This is a genomic window from Streptomyces sp. NPDC002386, assembly GCF_053593175.1.
The window spans coordinates 150,778-166,560 of record NZ_JBSFBX010000016.1 but is presented as its reverse complement, the minus strand read 5'-3'; the positions used below and the strand labels follow the sequence as shown (position 1 = coordinate 166,560).

14 protein-coding genes are annotated in these 15,783 nt (G+C 73.8%); 4 read left to right on the top strand and 10 right to left on the bottom strand.

Annotation, left to right across the window (positions count from 1 at the left end):
- Positions 1-42 precede the first annotated feature (42 nt).
- The 9 genes from ACWCPN_RS28705 to ACWCPN_RS28665 form a co-directional block, all read right to left on the bottom strand.
- On the bottom strand, positions 43-1,392 hold the full coding sequence (locus ACWCPN_RS28705) for a VWA domain-containing protein (protein WP_451211722.1): 1,350 nt from the start codon (positions 1,390-1,392) through the stop codon (positions 43-45).
- A complete protein-coding gene (locus ACWCPN_RS28700; protein ID WP_392295662.1) occupies positions 1,389-2,246 on the bottom strand; it encodes an AAA family ATPase in 858 nt (285 codons plus the stop codon). Before ACWCPN_RS28700 ends, ACWCPN_RS28705 begins: the two co-directional genes overlap by 4 nt.
- A 101-nt stretch (positions 2,247-2,347) precedes the next feature.
- Complete coding sequence (locus ACWCPN_RS28695; protein WP_451211719.1) at positions 2,348-2,965, bottom strand: SUKH-4 family immunity protein; 618 nt, start codon at positions 2,963-2,965, stop codon at positions 2,348-2,350.
- A gap of 60 nt (positions 2,966-3,025) precedes the next feature.
- The gene (locus ACWCPN_RS28690; protein ID WP_451211716.1) at positions 3,026-4,711 is read right to left on the bottom strand and encodes a WXG100-like domain-containing protein; all 1,686 of its coding nucleotides are present in this window, start codon (positions 4,709-4,711) and stop codon (positions 3,026-3,028) included.
- Between the two features lie 195 nt (positions 4,712-4,906).
- The gene (locus ACWCPN_RS28685; protein ID WP_451211713.1) at positions 4,907-6,586 is read right to left on the bottom strand and encodes a hypothetical protein; all 1,680 of its coding nucleotides are present in this window, start codon (positions 6,584-6,586) and stop codon (positions 4,907-4,909) included.
- Between the two features lie 37 nt (positions 6,587-6,623).
- On the bottom strand, positions 6,624-7,493 hold the full coding sequence (locus ACWCPN_RS28680) for a nucleic acid/nucleotide deaminase domain-containing protein (protein ID WP_365124884.1): 870 nt from the start codon (positions 7,491-7,493) through the stop codon (positions 6,624-6,626).
- Positions 7,494-7,581: 88 nt separating this feature from the next.
- Complete coding sequence (locus ACWCPN_RS28675; protein WP_451211709.1) at positions 7,582-8,229, bottom strand: LutC/YkgG family protein; 648 nt, start codon at positions 8,227-8,229, stop codon at positions 7,582-7,584.
- Complete coding sequence (locus ACWCPN_RS28670; RefSeq protein WP_451211706.1) at positions 8,226-9,704, bottom strand: lactate utilization protein B; 1,479 nt, start codon at positions 9,702-9,704, stop codon at positions 8,226-8,228. The genes ACWCPN_RS28675 and ACWCPN_RS28670 overlap by 4 nt, the downstream gene beginning before the upstream one ends.
- A complete protein-coding gene (locus tag ACWCPN_RS28665; protein WP_451211704.1) occupies positions 9,701-10,456 on the bottom strand; it encodes a (Fe-S)-binding protein in 756 nt (251 codons plus the stop codon). Before ACWCPN_RS28665 ends, ACWCPN_RS28670 begins: the two co-directional genes overlap by 4 nt.
- 28 nt (positions 10,457-10,484) lie before the next feature.
- Between ACWCPN_RS28665 and ACWCPN_RS28660 the strand changes: the two genes are divergently transcribed.
- From ACWCPN_RS28660 to ACWCPN_RS28645, 4 genes are all read left to right on the top strand, one after another.
- Entirely contained in the window at positions 10,485-10,682 is a 198-nt protein-coding gene (locus ACWCPN_RS28660; RefSeq protein ID WP_451211701.1) for a hypothetical protein, read from the top strand.
- Between the two features lie 98 nt (positions 10,683-10,780).
- Complete coding sequence (locus ACWCPN_RS28655; protein WP_451211697.1) at positions 10,781-12,082, top strand: alpha/beta fold hydrolase; 1,302 nt, start codon at positions 10,781-10,783, stop codon at positions 12,080-12,082.
- 149 nt (positions 12,083-12,231) lie between these two features.
- Positions 12,232-13,125 (top strand): RNA polymerase sigma factor SigJ, encoded by an 894-nt coding sequence (gene sigJ, locus ACWCPN_RS28650; RefSeq protein ID WP_451211694.1) that lies wholly within the window; start codon positions 12,232-12,234, stop codon positions 13,123-13,125.
- A gap of 77 nt (positions 13,126-13,202) precedes the next feature.
- On the top strand, positions 13,203-14,069 hold the full coding sequence (locus ACWCPN_RS28645) for a pentapeptide repeat-containing protein (RefSeq protein WP_451211691.1): 867 nt from the start codon (positions 13,203-13,205) through the stop codon (positions 14,067-14,069).
- Between the two features lie 172 nt (positions 14,070-14,241).
- Here ACWCPN_RS28645 and ACWCPN_RS28640 read toward each other — a convergent pair whose 3' ends face one another.
- A complete protein-coding gene (locus tag ACWCPN_RS28640; protein WP_451211688.1) occupies positions 14,242-15,756 on the bottom strand; it encodes a cytochrome P450 in 1,515 nt (504 codons plus the stop codon).
- Positions 15,757-15,783: the final 27 nt, after the last annotated feature.

The window sequence follows — 15,783 nt, the reverse complement described above, 5'->3', positions numbered from 1 at the left end:
ACCAGTCGATCACGCCGGGCCGCTCCGCCGCACCACCCCGCGTCACACCGGCAGCAGCCGGGCGATCAGCGCGCCGAGCTGCCGGGCCGTACGGCACTCGTGCATCTCGACCAGTTCGGCGTAGGCCGGCGCCGCCGAGTCGCCGGTGCCCCACTGGGCGTGCGGCTCGGGGTTCAGCCAGTGCACGCGCCGGGCCCGGCGGGCGAGTTCACGGACGGCGGGCAGATTCGGATCGCTCATGTTCGTCCGGGCGTCGCCGAGCACGAACACCGTCGTCCGGGGCCCGACCGCCGCGCCGTACCGCTCGGTGAACTCGCCGAGGGCGACGCCGTAGTCGCTGCTGCCGTGCCAGCCGGTGAGCGTGGCCTCCGCGCGGATACGGGCGCCGAGCCCGTCCGGGTCGGCCCGGCCGTGGGCGAGCAGCCCGGTCACCTCGTCGAGCCGGTTGACGAAGGCGAACACGCGGATCTTGCTGAACTGGTCGTGCAGGGCCTGCACCAGCAGCATCGTGAAGTCGGAGAACCCCGACACGGAGCCCGACACGTCGCACAGCAGCACCAGTTCGGGCCGGACCGGACGACGCCTGCGCAGCACCGGCCGCATCGGCACCCCGCCCGTGGACAGCGAGGAGCGCAGCGTCCGGCGCAGATCGATCGTGCCGCGCGCGGCCCGGCGGCGGCGCGCGGCCAGCCGGGTCGCCAGCTTCCGCGCTAGCGGCCACACCACCCTGCGCAGTTCGGCGAGCTGGTCGCGGCGCGCGTACAGGAAGTCCACCCGGTCCGCGGTCGGGGCCACGGCCCGCCGGGCGATCTCGTCACGTCCGCGCCGCTCGGCGACCCGGCGCCGGGCCTCCGCGCCGACCAGCCGCCGGAACACCTCGATACGGCGCCTGATCTCGTCGTCCAGCAGCCGGTCCGCGAACCCCGAGCCGCCGTCCCGGCCGCGTACGTCGGCCCGCACCCGGGCCAGCAGGGTCTGCGGCCGGAGCCGGTCGAGCGTCTGGTGCGCCGACCAGCCGTCCGACTCCGGTGCGCCGCCGTACCCGCCGAAGCCGTCGACGGCCTCCGCGGCCAGCCGGCCCAGCAGCGCCCGGTCGTCTGCCGCCAGCGCCCGCGCGAGGCGGTCGCGCAGCTCCTCCCGGTCCGCGGGCGCCTGCTCCGGGCCACCCGTGCCGCGGGGGAAGTACAGGTCGAAGACCGGGTCGAACACGGCCCGCTGGGCCGGGCCGTGCAGCAGAGTCGCCGCCAGCCCCTCCCGCAGCAGCTCCCGGTCGGTGAGGCCGAGGGCCTCGACGGCGCGGGCCGCGTCGACCGTCTCCCCGGTGCCGATCCGCACACCGTGCTCGCGCAGCGCGCCCACCAGCCCGGTGATCCGGCCCCCGACACCGGTCACAGCGAGTCCAGGTCCAGCTTGGCCGCCGCCTTCAGCACGTCCTCCTGGTGCTTGAGGAGCACGCCCAGGGTGTCCCGTACGACGCTCTCGTCCAGCGTGTCCGCGCCCAGGGCCAGCAGGGTCCGCGCCCAGTCGACGGTCTCCGCGACCGACGGCACCTTGCGCAGGTCCATCGCGCGCAGCGCCCCGACCACCCGGACCACCGACTCGGTGAGCGCCGCGTGCAGCCCCGGCACCTTCAGTGTCACGATCCGCCGCTCCAGTTCCTCCTCCGGGAACCCGATGTGCAGGAACAGACAGCGGCGGCGCAGCGCCTCGGACAGCTCGCGGCCCGCGTTGGAGGTGAGCACGACGAAGGGGCGGCGGGTCGCGGTGACCGTGCCCAGTTCGGGGACGGTGACCTGGAAGTCGCTGAGCACCTCCAGCAGCAGGCCCTCCATCTCGACGTCGGCCTTGTCGATCTCGTCGATCAGCAGGACGGTCGGCTCCTCGCCGCGGATCGCGGTGAGCAGCGGACGGGGCAGCAGGAACTCCTCGCTGAAGATGTCGGTGCGGGCCTCGTCCCAGCTCTCGCCGCGGCCCGCGCTGATCCGCAGGAGCTGCTTGGCGTGGTTCCACTCGTACAGGGCCCGGGACTCGTCGACGCCCTCGTAGCACTGCAGCCGGACCAGCCGGGCGGCGGCGACCTGGGCGACGGCCTTGGCCAGTTCGGTCTTGCCGACCCCGGCGGGGCCCTCCACCAGCAGCGGCTTGCCCAGCCGGGCGGCGAGGAAGGCGGTCGTGGCCACGGCGGGCGAGGCGAGGTAGCCGGTCTCGGCGAGGCGGGCGGAGACGTCGTCGACGGACGTGAACAACGGGGCCTCCGGCAGGGTCGGGGAAGGGCGTCGTCACTATCTAAGCGCTTGTTCAGCGCTCCTGTCACGCGGTCCGGCCGCCCTGCCAACCCGGTCGGCGATCAGCGGTGGCGCGAGCGGGCCGCCGCGCTGTCGCCCCGGAAACGCTGGCCCATGGCGATCTCGTCGCCCACCACCGACCAGACGGTCTCGTCGTCCTGGAAGGGGAGCGGGTCGACGTCGCTCGTCTCCTCCCGGACGCGGTCGACCTCGGCGTCCAGGCGCTCGAAGTCGGCCTCCTCGTCCTCCTCGTCGCCGCTGAAGGTGAACTCGTCGAGCAGACGCTGCAACCGGAGGGTGACGTGGACGAGGGAGGAGACGTCCGTGTGCAGCTCCCGCACCGTCTCCTCGTCGGGGTCGACGGCGTACACCCTGCCGGAGCCGGGGTCGAGGGCGAGGTGGGCGTTGAGCAGCCAGCCGATGACGGGCCACTCGCCCGCCCCCTCCTCGGCGTCCTCGAAGTCCTCGACGTCGACGACGTCCCGGACGAGGGGCAGCAGGCCGTCCTCCTCGTCGGGCTGACGCAGCAGCAGCGTCCTGGTGGGGGCGCCGACGGTCTGCAGCAGCCGGGCGCCCTCGGTGTCCGCGACGGCGGGCGGGAAGGCGGTGGCGGGCACGGTCGCGATCCGGTCCTCGCCGAAGATGTCGACGAGTTCGCCGCGGGTGACGTCGAAAAGCACTTCCGGAACTCCGAACTCGGCGGCGCCGGGCGCCGTGGGATTCTTGGCCGACCCGCCCTGCTAGGGAAGGAACCTGCGGTCCGAGGGCGAGAGGTTCATCACGCTATCAGTGCGTCCACCGGCGGCACCGTGCTGGTCCCACTGGTCCTCCAGCCACTGGACGTAGGCCCGGTGCTCCCGGTCCTTCTTGTACTTGCTCAGCTCCGTGCCGTCCGGCCCCTTCTCGGACTGGTCGTATTTCGCGCTGTGGGTGACCTCGAGGTGGTCGGGGAACTCCCTCGCCAGATATTTGTCGCACTTGGGATTCTTCTGGCAGGGCTCCCGTTCCGTGTAGAGATGGCTGACGCTGCCCTCGTGGCCCTTCTTTATCAGCGGGTGCCCGATGGAGCGTTCGGAGTGCGCCTTGCCGCTGGCGCCGACCAGGATGAACCGGTTCCCCTTGCCGTCGTCGTAGAGCGCCGAGGCGTAGTTGCCGCCGGAGATGTAGGAGTCGGGGCGCTCGGAGCGGTTGGCGTAGCGGCCGAGCTGGGTGGCGCGGGCCAGCTCGGTGGAGCCGGGCGCGACCTTCTTGGAGTCGACCCGCCCGCCGTTGCCGGGCTTGTCCTTGCGCTGCTTCTCGTTCTTGTTGTTCCACGGGTACCAGGCCTTGTCGCCGAGTACCTGGTTCACTCCGGAGGAGTCGCTGTGGTGGACGGGACTGGTGGTCCCGTCGTGGTGCAACTGGCGGATCGAACCGTCGTCGCTGAGAAGGTACATGGGCGTGTCGCCGTCGCGCTTGACCTTCTTGACGTCGACCTTGTCGGCCTCGTCGCCGACGTCGTGGTCCTTGCGCTTCTGGTGCCGCGAGGCGGCCTTCACCCGCTCCGGGATGGTGTCGGCGACATGGTCGGTCACCTTCTTGGCGGCCTTCTCCATGCCGTCGATGGCGCCCTCGAGGATGCCGTCGAAGGCCTTCGTGAAGACGTCCTTGCCCTTGGTCTTGTGGAAGGAGTGCTTCGACTTGCCGAGGTGGATCCCGGACTGGCTGCCCATGTCGCTGCCGTGGCCGGAGACCTTGCCGGCGCCGTCCTCGAACTCGACGTGGTCGATGACCGTCTTCTTGCCCCCGCTGCCCGAACCGCCGGTGTCGCCCGCGGAGGCCAGCTGCATGCCGCCCGGCTTGTCGCCGGGGTTGAAGGCTCCCTCGGCGAGGTCGAGGACCATGTCGGAGACGAGCTCCTGGAGTTTGCCGGTGACGGGCTCGGTGACCTTCGCGATGAGCGCGTCGACGATCTGGTCGACCGCCTCGTCGATCAGCCGCTTCACGATGGTGCGCATCAGCGCGATCTCACCGGCGGCGGCCGCGGCGGAGATGCCCAGAGTCACCGGGGCGGCGGCGAGTTCGGCGACGATGGTGCCGGCGAGCACACCGAGTTCGACGCCCGCCTTGACCTTCATGCCGCGGATGATCTGGCCGACGCCGTCACAGGCGTCCGCGAACAGCCGTGCCACCTCGGGGATCTTCTCCAGGTGCCGGGTCTTCACGTGCGACCAGTGCTTCTGCATGGAGTCGACGGCCCAGCCCTCGGAGGAGGAGAGGATGCGGCTCACCGCCTTGTGCGCCTCACCGCCGTGGCCCTCGAACTCCTCGGCGAAGTCCCGCATGGACGTCGCCATCTCGAAGTAGTCGTCCTCGTCGACATTGGGCCAGTTGACCCCGATGAGGTCGAGTGCCTCATCGATGATGCTCGGCAGTACCAGACCCATGGCCGCGTGCTCCGTCCCCCGTCGACTACTGGCTCACCTGCACCCAGCTAACGGGCAGGTTGTCAGGTGCACAAGAGTAAACCGACCGCGTCACGGTTATGTGACAAGAGTTCCATCTGACGATGACGGCGGGGGAGTTGGCCGGGCCCGCACGGAAGACGGAGTACGACGGATCGCAACGGCGAACGCCGGCCGTCACCGCCCCCGCATCCGCACCAGTGCCTCGTCCGTCCCCACCACCAGGTCCCCGTCCGCCGTGAAGGCGAGGGCGTTGGCCTGGCTGCCGGGGCGGAAGGTACGCAGCCGGTCGTCGTCCAGGACCCGGTGCTCGACGAGGCCGTCGGCCCAGGCGATCGCGAGGACGAGTCCGGCGCCGGCCGCCGCCACCGCCACGGCGTTGACGGCGCAGTCGCGCGCGGCCACCGGCTCCGGCATGGGGTCGGTGTGAGGGGCCCAGGCACGTACCGTGCCGTCGGCGCCGCCCGTGTACAGCAGCAGGACGGTGTCCCCCGCCGCGGAGACGGGCAGGGCGGTCCCGGCGACCGCGGTGACGCGCCCCCGGTGCAGCGTGGACGTGCGCGGCTCGGCGCCGGCGGTCACCACGTGCACCGTTCCGGCGGCGTCACCGAGGACGACCCGGTCCCCGGCACCGGTCAGTGCGGTGAACGTCTCCCGCTGGCGCCGTGCGTACTCCTGAACGGCTTCGAGGACCCCGCTCCGCTCGGAGCGGCCGTCGTCGAGCAGGGCCGCGAGTCCCTTGGGCCCCGAGGACTCGGCGGCGCGCTGGGTGTGCAGGAGGCCGTGCTCGTCGAGGACGCTGACCACGCCGTCGCCGTGCTCGGCCATGGCGCGGGCGCCGGGCGCGGAGTGCGGGAGGCGTCCGGTGGAGCGGGCGCTCTCCGCGTCGAGGACGCGCACGCTGCCCTGGTGGTCGGCGACGACGAGCTGCCCCGCCAGGGGGCCGGTGCCGGCCACCAGGGACCGGACCGGGCCGGGCCACGGCGGGGTGACGTCGCCGCGCACCCGGTGCCAGACCAGGGTCCACGAGGCGTCCCGGGCAAGGGAGTCGAGGGCGGCGGGCAGTCGCGGATCACCGGCGTCACCGAGGGCGGCGAGCAGGACCAGGGCGCGTTCGGCGGCCGGCTGCTCCCGGGTCAGGGAGGCGCCGGCCCGCAGCCAGGCGGCGCGCAGTCCGCCGTGGCTCTCCCCGGAGCGTTCGTACGCGGTGGTCACGCTCCACGGGTCGGCGGCGCAGACCGACGCGGGATCGTCCAGGTCGAACGCTTCCTCCGGTTCCGCGTGCTGTGCCGCGGGGCCGGCGGGGTGGGCCGCGTCCCAGGACTCACGGCGGGCCTCGTCGGTCCACCGGGGCTCGTCCAGGTCCATACGGGCGCAGGGTCCGGCGGTGAGCGCCCGCGCCCATTCCGTACCGGAGCGGACCTCGACGAGTACCCGGACGTGCTCCAGCGAGGCGAGGTCCAGGGCGAGTTCGACGAGGGAGCCGGGCTGGTCCGCGGAGTGCAGTTCGGGCAGCGCGACGACGGTGCGGCGCCGGTCCGCGTCGAGCGCGGCCAGCAGGTCGCCCGGGGAGCGCGCGGCGATCGACAGCTGTTCGCCGAGCATCCAGGCGGCCGTGGTCGCGGTCTGGCCGGGCAGCGGCACGAAGCCGTGGACACGGCGTTCGGCCGGCGTGCCGGGCCGGGTGCCGTGGCCGATCAGCCAGGCGAGCAGCCGCGACTTGCCGCTGCCCTCGGCGCCGGTGATCACGGCGAGGCCGGGGGCGTGGGGGTCGCGGAGCCAGGAGAGCAGGGCGGCCGCGGCGGGCTCCCGCCCGGAGGCGGGCCGGGACCAGCGTGCGGCGTGATCGGCGGTCATGAACCCGCCCCCGCCGCCGGGGCATCCGGGCGGCGCGTCACTGCCCGGCCTGCCGCGCGGCGTGGGTGATGAGTTCCTTCAGACCCTCCTCGCGGGACTCCGCGGTGTCGCCGTAGTCGAAGCTGTGCGTGAACTCGGCGTGCGGGAGGACGGCCTGGAGCCAGGCGGCGCAGTAGTGGCCCGGCATCATGCACGGTTCGAGTTCGCAGTAGACACGGCGGACCTGCTCGGGCTCCACCCCGGCGGATGCGAGCTGCTGCCACAGCTGCTCCTCGGGGTGCGGACGGCCGGGTCCCGCCTGGGCGGTGACGATCTTCTTGGTGCCGTCCTCGTCGACGTACTCGAAGGCCGAGGAGAAGGGGAAGTTGAGGGTGTGGCGGACGTCGTCGAGCACCCGCGACCACCAGTTCTCCCGGTCGGCCACGGCCTCCGGGTCGATCTGCCGGATCTCCCGGACCAGCGCGGCGAACGCCTCGGCGGCGGACTGGAGTCCGTCGGAGGCGGCGATCACCGGGAGGGCGCGGTCCAGCGCGGCGGCGCAGTGCGTGAAGGCGGCCACGTCCGAGTTGACGGACAGGGCGGCCTCGCCGCGACCGAGGAAGAGGGCCTGTACGGAGCCGTCGGTGCGGACGCACAGGTGCGCCAGCCGGTCGGTGCCGATGCGCACCCACTCCGCCCAGTCGCCCTGCAGGGCGACGCCGCGGTGGCCGGTGAACATCCCGAGCGTGGGCCCGTCGGTGTCGTCCGCGGCGATGAAGTACGGTCCGACGTGCAGCGGCACACCGACCTGCGCGAGGTGGGCGCGGGCCGAGGCCGGCACGGTTCCGTACGAGGCGGGCACGCTGATGCGGCGCAGCCCCTGGGGGCCGAACTGCGCGACGGCGGGGTCCGAGGGGAGCTCGGGCATCACAGACCTCTCACGGTGGCGGGCTTACCGGCTCCACCCTATGCGCAGTCCGGTGTTCCCACGGCGGAGCCCCCGACGCCGACGCCGGTCATGTCCCGCTCATCAGCACCACTTCCAGGGTGCGCGGCCCGTGCACCCCCTCCACCCGGTCGAGTTCGATGTCGCTGGTCGCGGACGGACCGGAGATCCAGGTCAGCGGGCGGGCGGGGTCCAGGCGGCCGAGGGCCTGCGGGACGGAGGCGACCACCTGGTCCGGTACGCGCACCACGCAGATGTGGTGGTCGGGGATCAGGGTGATGCGGCGCCTGCCCTGGTCGGGGGAGCCGTCCAGGACGAGGGTGCCGGTCTCGGCGATCGCGACCGCGCAGCCGGTGACGACGCTGTCCACCCGGTCGAGTTCACGCGCCGTGCTCGCGGCACGGTCGTGGACTCGGGTGGGGCCGGCCGCCGCCAGCCACCCGGGAGGCAGCCCCGGCGGCACGAGCACCCGCTCGGACCCGCGTGCGGCGAGCAGCCGCGTGAGCAGCTCCGGCAGCTCCCCGGCCTCCGTGCGGTGCACGACCGCCCGGTAGTCCGCCAGGTTCTCGGCCAGCAGCTCCACGGTCCGCCCGGCCGTACGGTCGCCGTGCTCGCGCAGATAGGCCCGCGCCACCGCCTCCTCGTACGGCCGCTCGTCCGCGGGCAGGTCCGCGAGCGCCCGCCGCACCCGGCCCAGGATCCGTTCCCTGCCGCTCACTTCGCCGTGTCCTTCCCGCCGTTCGTACGCTGCCACCAGTCCCGGAACGGCTCCGCCGGCACGGCCGGCAGATCCCGGGTCCCGCTCCAGGCCCGTCCCGGACCCGGCAGGGTGCGCGGATGCAGCCGGCGGGTGCGGGAGGCGAGCCGCTGCCCGGCGCGCAGCGCACCCGGACGCGCGAACGCCCAGCGCGCGGCCCGCATCGCCGCCCGCTCGGCGGCATGGCCCCGGGACGGTCTCAGCACCACCTTGTTGCCCTCCCGGACCGCCTGTCCGCCCTGTGCGACCCGCTCCCGCAGATGCACCAGCACCTCCGGGATGTCGATGGCGACCGGGCACACCTCGTAGCAGGCCCCGCACAACGAGGACGCGTACGGCAGGGAGGCGTCGATCTCGCTCCCGGTACCGCGCAGTTGGGGGCTGAGGATGGCCCCGATCGGGCCCGGGTACACCGAGCCGTAGGCGTGGCCGCCGGCCCGCTCGTACACCGGGCACACGTTCAGGCAGGCCGAGCAGCGGATGCAGCGCAGCGCCTGCCGGCCGACGTCGTCGGCGAGGGTGTCGGTGCGGCCGTTGTCGAGCAGGACCAGATGGAAGGTGTCCGGGCCGTCCTCGCCGGTGGTGCCGGTCCACATCGAGGTGTACGGGTTCATCCGCTCGGCCGTCGAGGAGCGGGGCAGCGTCTGCAGGAAGACCTCCAGGTCCCGCCAGGCCGGCACGATCTTCTCGATGCCGACGACCGAGATCAGCGTCTCGGGCAGGGTCAGGCACATCCGCCCGTTGCCCTCGGACTCCACGACCACCAGCGTGCCGGTCTCGGCGACCATGAAGTTGGCGCCGGAGACGCCGACCTTCGCCCGCAGGAACTTCTCCCGCAGGTGCAGCCGCGCGGCCTCGGCGAGCTCGGCGGGGGAGTCGCTCAGGCCCTCGGGGGCGGGGCGGCCCCACCCGGCCATCTCGGCGCGGAAGATGTCCCTGATCTCGCCCCGGTTGCGGTGGATGGCGGGGACCAGGATGTGCGAGGGCCGGTCCTCGGCCAACTGCACGATGAGCTCGGCGAGATCGGTCTCGTAGGCGCGGATGCCCGCGGCCTCGAGGGCCTCGTTGAGCCCGATCTCCTGCGTGGCCATCGACTTGACCTTCACGACCTCCGACTCGCCGGTCGCCCTGACCAGTGCGGTGACGATCCGGTTGGCCTCGTCGGCGTCGGCGGCCCAGTGGACCGTACCGCCCGCCGCCGTCACCGCCTCCTCCAACTGGACCAGGTACCGGTCCAGATGGCGCAGGGTGTGATCCTTGATCCGCCGGCCCGCCTCCCGGAGCTCCGCCCAGTCGGACACCTCGGCGACCGCCCTGGCCCGCTTGGCCCGGATGGTGTGGGTGGCGTGACGCAGATTGCCGCGCAGGGTGGGGTCGCGGAGGGCCTCCCGCGCGGCCTCGGGGAAGGCCGGCATGCCCAGGTGGGTCGCGCTCATACGGCCGGCTCCTCCTCCGTGCTCGCCAGGATCTCCGCGATGTGCACCGGCCGCATGTCCGTCCGCAGCCGGCTCATGGTGCCGCCGATGTGCATCAGACAGGAGTTGTCGGCCGCGCACAGCACCTCCGCGCCCGTCGACTCGGCGCTGCGCACCTTGTCCGCGCCCATCGCCGCCGACACCTCGGCGTTCTTCACCGCGAACGTGCCGCCGAACCCGCAGCACTCCTCGGCACCCGGCAACTCCACCAGTTCCAGCCCCCTGACGGCGTTCAGCAGCCGCCGCGGCCGGTCGCCGAGACCCAGGGCGCGCAGTCCGTGGCAGGTGGGGTGGTAGGTCACCCGGTGCGGGTAGTGGGCGCCGACGTCCGTCACCCCCAGCACGTCCACCAGGAACTCCGTCAGCTCGTACGTCTTCGGCACCACCGGCGCGAGCACCGTGGCCAGGCTCCCGCCCCGCCCCTCGGCCCGCGCCCGCTCACCCATGCGCGGATACAGCTCGCGGACCATGGCCCCGCAGGACCCGGACGGCGTCACGATCGCCTCGTACTCCCCGAAGACCTCGGCGAAGTGCCGGGCCAGCGGCTCCGCCTCGTGCCGGTAGCCGGTGTTGTAGTGCGCCTGCCCGCAGCACGTCTGGCCCATCGGGAAGTCGACCTCGACCCCCAGTCTGCCCAGCAGTCTCACCACCGCCCGGCCGGTGTCCGGATAGAGCGTGTCGTTGACACAGGTCAGGAACAGGGCGACGCGCATCGCGGCTCCTCGGCGTCGGTCGTCGGACGTGTGCAGGGTAATCGGCCTGATCCGCCGGCCGGAGGGCGCGGCTCATCGCGCGGCGCGCCGCGCCGCCGCACGCCGCGAGCCGCGGCTGGAGGAGACCGGGGCCGGCCCCGAGGGCGCCGCCGGCCGGCACGAGCAGCGGCGGGCGGTGCTCCACCCGGAGCCGCTGGTGCGCCGCTCCAGCCTCGGCGCCCGCTGACCGGAGGTTCAGTAGGAATCCATGATCCCGGGAGGGTGGGACCGGCCGCCGGTGTGCTGAACTGGGGCGCGTCCGTGTCGTCCGTCCGGGGAGATCCGTTGACTTCCAGCTACCGCCAGCCCGGTGTCGTCCTCACCGACCACCGCTTCACCGTGCCCCTCGACCACGCGCGGCCCGACGGCGAGACCATCGAGCTGTACGCCCGCGAGGCCGTCGCCGGCGACAAGGCGGGGCAGGACCTGCCCTGGCTGCTGTACCTCCAGGGCGGCCCCGGCTTCGGGGCCAATCGTTTCGTCGGACGGCAGGCCTGGCTCGACCGCGCCCTGCGGGACTACCGCGTCCTCCTCCTGGACCAGCGCGGCACCGGCGGGTCCACGCCCGCGACCCGGCAGACCCTCCCGCTGCGCGGCGGCCCCGCCGAGCAGGCCGAGTACCTCACCCACTTCCGCGCCGACTCCATCGTCCGCGACTGCGAGGCGATCCGTCCCCGGCTGACGGGCGGCGCCCCGTGGACCGTGCTGGGCCAGAGCTTCGGCGGCTTCTGCACGGTGTCCTACCTCTCGCTGGCACCCGAGGGCCTGAACACCGCGGTCGTCACCGGCGGACTGCCCTCCCTCGACGCCCACGCCGACGACGTCTACCGGGCCGCGTACCCGCGCGTCGAACGCAAGGTCGCCGCGCACTACGCCCGCTACCCGCAGGACGTCGAGCGGGCCCGGCGCATCGCCGACCACCTCCTCACCCACGACGTCGTCCTGCCCGGCGGCCACCGCCTCACCGTGGAGGCGTTCCAGTCCCTGGGCCTGATGCTCGGGGCCAGCGACGGCAGCCACCGGCTGCACTTCCTCCTCGAGGACGCGTTCGTCCGCACGCCCGGCGGTCCGGAGCTGTCCGACGCCTTCCAGGAGCAGGTGCGCGGCCTGCTGTCGTACGCCGGGCACCCGCTGTACGCGCTCGTCCACGAGTCCATCTACGGTCAGGACGCCCGCCCCACCGCCTGGGCCGCCGAGCGGGTCCGTGCCGAGTTCCCGCAGTTCGACGCGGCCAAGGCGATCGCCGGTGACGCCCCGGTGCTGTTCACCGGTGAGACGGTGCACCCCTGGATGTTCGAGACCGACCCGGCCCTGCGCCCGCTGCGCGAGACCGCCGAACTGCTCGCCGCCCGCACGGACTGGCAGCCCCTGTACGACCCCGCCCGGCTCGCCGCCAACGAGGTCCCGGTCGCCGCGGCGGTCTACCACGACGACATGTACGTGGACACGGCCCACTCCCTGCGTACGGCCCGTGCCGTGCGGGGGCTGCGGACGTGGGTGACCGACGAGTTCGAGCACGATGGTCTGCGGGCCGGAGCGCCCCGCGTCCTGGACCGGCTGCTCGCCCTGACCCGCGACGAGGCGTGAGCCGACGGGCGGCGCGGGAAAAGGAGTTGCGGCGGCGGACGGGCGGCATAGTCTGCGGCCACGGGCGCGCCGACGATCACCGCGCCGCCGCTGCCCGCGGCGGGGGGCCGGTGCCGGGCCCCCGCCGCCACCGAACGAACGGGGACCTGATGAACGGCACCGACCTGCTCGCCGACCGCTTCGAGGCGCACCGGGGGCACCTGCGCGCGGTGGCCTACCGGATGCTCGGCTCGCTCACCGAGGCGGAGGACGCGGTCCAGGAGGCCTGGCTGCGCCTCGGCCGCGGTGACGCGGCGGAGATCCGCAACCTCGGCGGCTGGCTGACCACCGTGGTGGGCCGGGTCTGCCTGGACATGCTGCGCTCGCGGACCGCGCGCCGCGAGGAGCCGATGGACGACACGTCCGTCCCCGATCCGGTGGTCCGGCCCCTCGGCGAGGCCGACCCCGAGAAGGAGGTGCTGGAGGCCGACTCGGTCGGGCTGGCGCTCCTCGTGGTGCTCCAGACCCTGGAGCCCGCCGAACGGCTGGCGTTCGTCCTGCACGACATGTTCGCCGTGCCCTTCGACGACATCGCCGCGATCGTCGAGCGCACCCCGGCCGCCACCCGGCAGCTCGCCAGCCGGGCCCGCCGCCGGGTGCAGGGAGCCGGCCCGTCGGCCGATCCCGACCTCGGCCGGCAGCGGCAGGTGGTGGACGCCTGGCTGGCCGCCACCCGCGGCGGTGACTTCGAGGCGCTGCTCGCCCTGCTGCACCCGGACGTGGCGCTGCGCGCCGACGCGGGAGTCCTGGTCCGGGGTACCGGCGCGTCCAAGGCGGTCAGTGGGGCCCGTTCGGTCGCCGAGCAGGCCTCGATGTTCTCCCACCTCGCGGTGCACGCCCGTCCGGTGCTGGTCAACGGAGCGGTGGGGCTCGTCACCGCGCCCGGGGGACGGCCGGTCTCGGTCACGGCGTTCACGGTCGCCGACGGCCGGATCACCGGCGTGTACATCCTGGCCGACCCGGAGCGGCTGGCCCGGCTGGACCTGCCCGTGCTGGCGGACTGAGGGCCGGGTGCCGGTCGCAGGGGCCGCGGGGTGCGGCAGCGCGCCCCGCGGCCGAGCAGGTCAGTAGGCTGGACGCCATGCCGGATCAGATAGCCGACCTCACCGCACTGCGCGGCGACTGCGCCCAGTGCTTCGGGCTGTGCTGTGTCGCCCTGCCCTTCGCCGCGTCCGCGGACTTCGCGATCGACAAGCCCGCGGGCAGGCCGTGCCCGAACCTGCGGGACGACCACCGCTGCGGCATCCACGCCGGCCTGCGCGAGAAGGGTTTCGCCGGCTGCACGGTCTACGACTGCTTCGGCGCGGGACAGAAGGTCTCGCGGCTCACCTTCGGCGGGCAGGACTGGCGTTCCGGCTCCCGGGAGCAGGCCCGCCGGATGTTCGAGGTCTTCCCCGTCGTCCGTCAACTGCACGAACTGCTCTGGTACTTGACGGACGCGCTGCGCCTGGAGGCCGCCCGGCCGGTGCACGCCGGCCTGCGCGAGGCCCTGGAGCGGACCGAACTGCTCACCCGGGGGACCCCCGAGGAACTGGCCGGGCTGGACGTGGCCGCCCACCGGCAGGAGGTCAACGTCCTGCTGCTGCGCGCCAGCGAACTGGCCCGCGCGGACGCCACCGGCGGCAAGGGCGGCAGGGGCGGCAAGGGCGGGAAGCGCGGAGCCAAGGACCGCCGGGGCGCCGACCTCATGGGGGCCCGGCTGCGCGGCGCCGATCTGCGCGGGGCCAGCCTGCGCGGCGCCTACCTCATCGCGGCGGACCTCACCGGCGCCGACCTGCGCGACGCCGACATGATCGGCGCCGACCTCCGCGACACCGATCTGACCGACGCGGATCTCACCGGCGCCTTCTTCCTCACCCAGCCCCAGGTCAACGCGGCCCGGGGCAGCACCGGCACGAAACTGCCCGACTCGGTCTCCCGCCCCGCGCACTGGGCGTCCGGCGGCTGAGCGGGGGCCGCCTTCCGGCTCGGTGACCGGACCGGGCGCGGGCGCGCCGCGTCGGGTGAGGTGGCTGGTGATCGCACGGGCGCGGTCACTCGCCTCGCGCACTGGGTGTGCCTCCTCGCGCGGGCGTACGTCAACGCCGCTGTGGCGGGCGCAAGTACCAGTCCCCGCGGGCTCAGTCCCCCGCTCCGCCCACCGGGCAGCGTGCGGCCGGGCCGGGGACGGCGGCGGGCACGGCGGCCGGGGCCGGTGCGGGGCGTCGTTCGAGGCGCAGGCGCAGTCCCTCCGGCATCACCGTCAGGCGCTCGGTGACCTGGAGACGGTAGGCGGGGTCGGCACCCAGCTCGTAGCGGCGCAGCAGCAGGCCGAGGACGAGAGTTGCCTCGTGCAGCGCGAACTGGCGGCCGATGCAGGCCCGGGCGCCGGTGCCGAACGGCTTGAAGGTGTGCGGGGCCCGGCCCCGTACGGCACCCGCCTCGAAGCGGTCGGGATCGAACCGCTCGGCGTCCTCGCCCCACACCTCGGGGTCGCGGTGCAGCAGCGGCAGCAGGACCAGCGCCCACGCGCCGCGCCGCATCGGATGCTCCCCGGCCAGCACCGTGTCCTGCCGGGCCTCGCGGGCGTAGGCGGGCGCGGTCGGCCACAGCCGCAGCGACTCGTCCAGCACCCGGCGGACGTAGCGCAGCTTGGCGACCTGGTCGTAGCCCGGTTCGGGGGTGTCGCCCCAGACGCGGTCCACCTCGGCGCGGGCCCGGGCGGCGACCTCCGGGTGCCGCGCGAGGTAGTACAGGGCGAAGGACAGCGCGCCCGAGGTGGTCTCGTGGCCGGCCACCAGGAACGTGATCACCTGCTTGCGCACGTTCTCGGCGGACAGCCGCTCCCCGGTCTCCGGGTGCGTGGTGTCCAGCATGCGGTCCAGCAGATCCCCGTCACCGCCGCCCGAGCGGCGCCGGGCCGCGACGACCTCGTCGACCGTACGGTCCAGATGGGCGATGTCGGCGGCGTTGCGCCGGGCGGCGCCGCGCAGCAGCAGCGGCACCAGCGGCGCGGGCACGCTGTTCAGGCGCTGCGCGTAGCCGAGCGTGCCGACCATCGCGGTGACGAACGGATGCGGCCGGTCCCGTTCGAAGGAGCCGAAGTCGTGCCCGAACCCGGTGCGCGCGATCGTCTCCAGCGTCAGCTTGGTCATGTCGCCGGGCACGTCCACCGTGCGGCCGGCCGCCAGCTCCCGGTCCCAGTGGCCGGTCAGCCGGGCGGCCACCGCCAGCATCATCGAGTGGTACCCCGCCATGGCCTCCCGGCTGAAGCCGGGCGCCAGCACGTCGTGCGCCAACTGCCAGTTGGGCTCGTGGTTGTAGGCCGTGAACAGGCCGTCGCCGGCGACCGGGCGGAGATTGGCCACCCCGAGGCCGACGTGCTTGGCGAACCGGGACTCGTCGGCGAGGTCGGCGACGAGCCGCGACCCCCACAGGAAGACGAACTCGTTGCCGAACACCCGGCGCCGGAAGACCGGACCCAGCTCACGGCCGAAGCGCATCGAGTCCTGCAGCGGCCGGTGCCGGTCGACTCCGAGCACGTCGCCGAGCAGCGGCAGCCGGCGCGGCGGATGCGGGATGCGGTGCAGCTCGGGCCAGCCCTGCTCGGCGCCCCGGAACCCCTTGGGCAGCCCGGTCTCCGTCGTCTCCGCCATGACGCGATCTCCCTTGACCCAGCGGAT

Bases quoted from the DNA above. Each gene is read 5' to 3' on its own strand.
- ACWCPN_RS28690 (WP_451211716.1), bottom strand. From the start codon at position 4,711: ATGGGTCTGGTACTGCCGAGCATCATCGATGAGGCACTCGACCTCATC.
- ACWCPN_RS28640 (WP_451211688.1), bottom strand. From the start codon at position 15,756: ATGGCGGAGACGACGGAGACCGGGCTGCCCAAGGGGTTCCGGGGCGCC.
- ACWCPN_RS28645 (WP_451211691.1), top strand. From the start codon at position 13,203: ATGCCGGATCAGATAGCCGACCTCACCGCACTGCGCGGCGACTGCGCC.
- ACWCPN_RS28665 (WP_451211704.1), bottom strand. From the start codon at position 10,456: ATGCGCGTCGCCCTGTTCCTGACCTGTGTCAACGACACGCTCTATCCG.
- sigJ (WP_451211694.1), top strand. From the start codon at position 12,232: ATGAACGGCACCGACCTGCTCGCCGACCGCTTCGAGGCGCACCGGGGG.
- ACWCPN_RS28670 (WP_451211706.1), bottom strand. From the start codon at position 9,704: ATGAGCGCGACCCACCTGGGCATGCCGGCCTTCCCCGAGGCCGCGCGG.
- ACWCPN_RS28680 (WP_365124884.1), bottom strand. From the start codon at position 7,493: ATGCCCGAGCTCCCCTCGGACCCCGCCGTCGCGCAGTTCGGCCCCCAG.
- ACWCPN_RS28685 (WP_451211713.1), bottom strand. From the start codon at position 6,586: ATGACCGCCGATCACGCCGCACGCTGGTCCCGGCCCGCCTCCGGGCGG.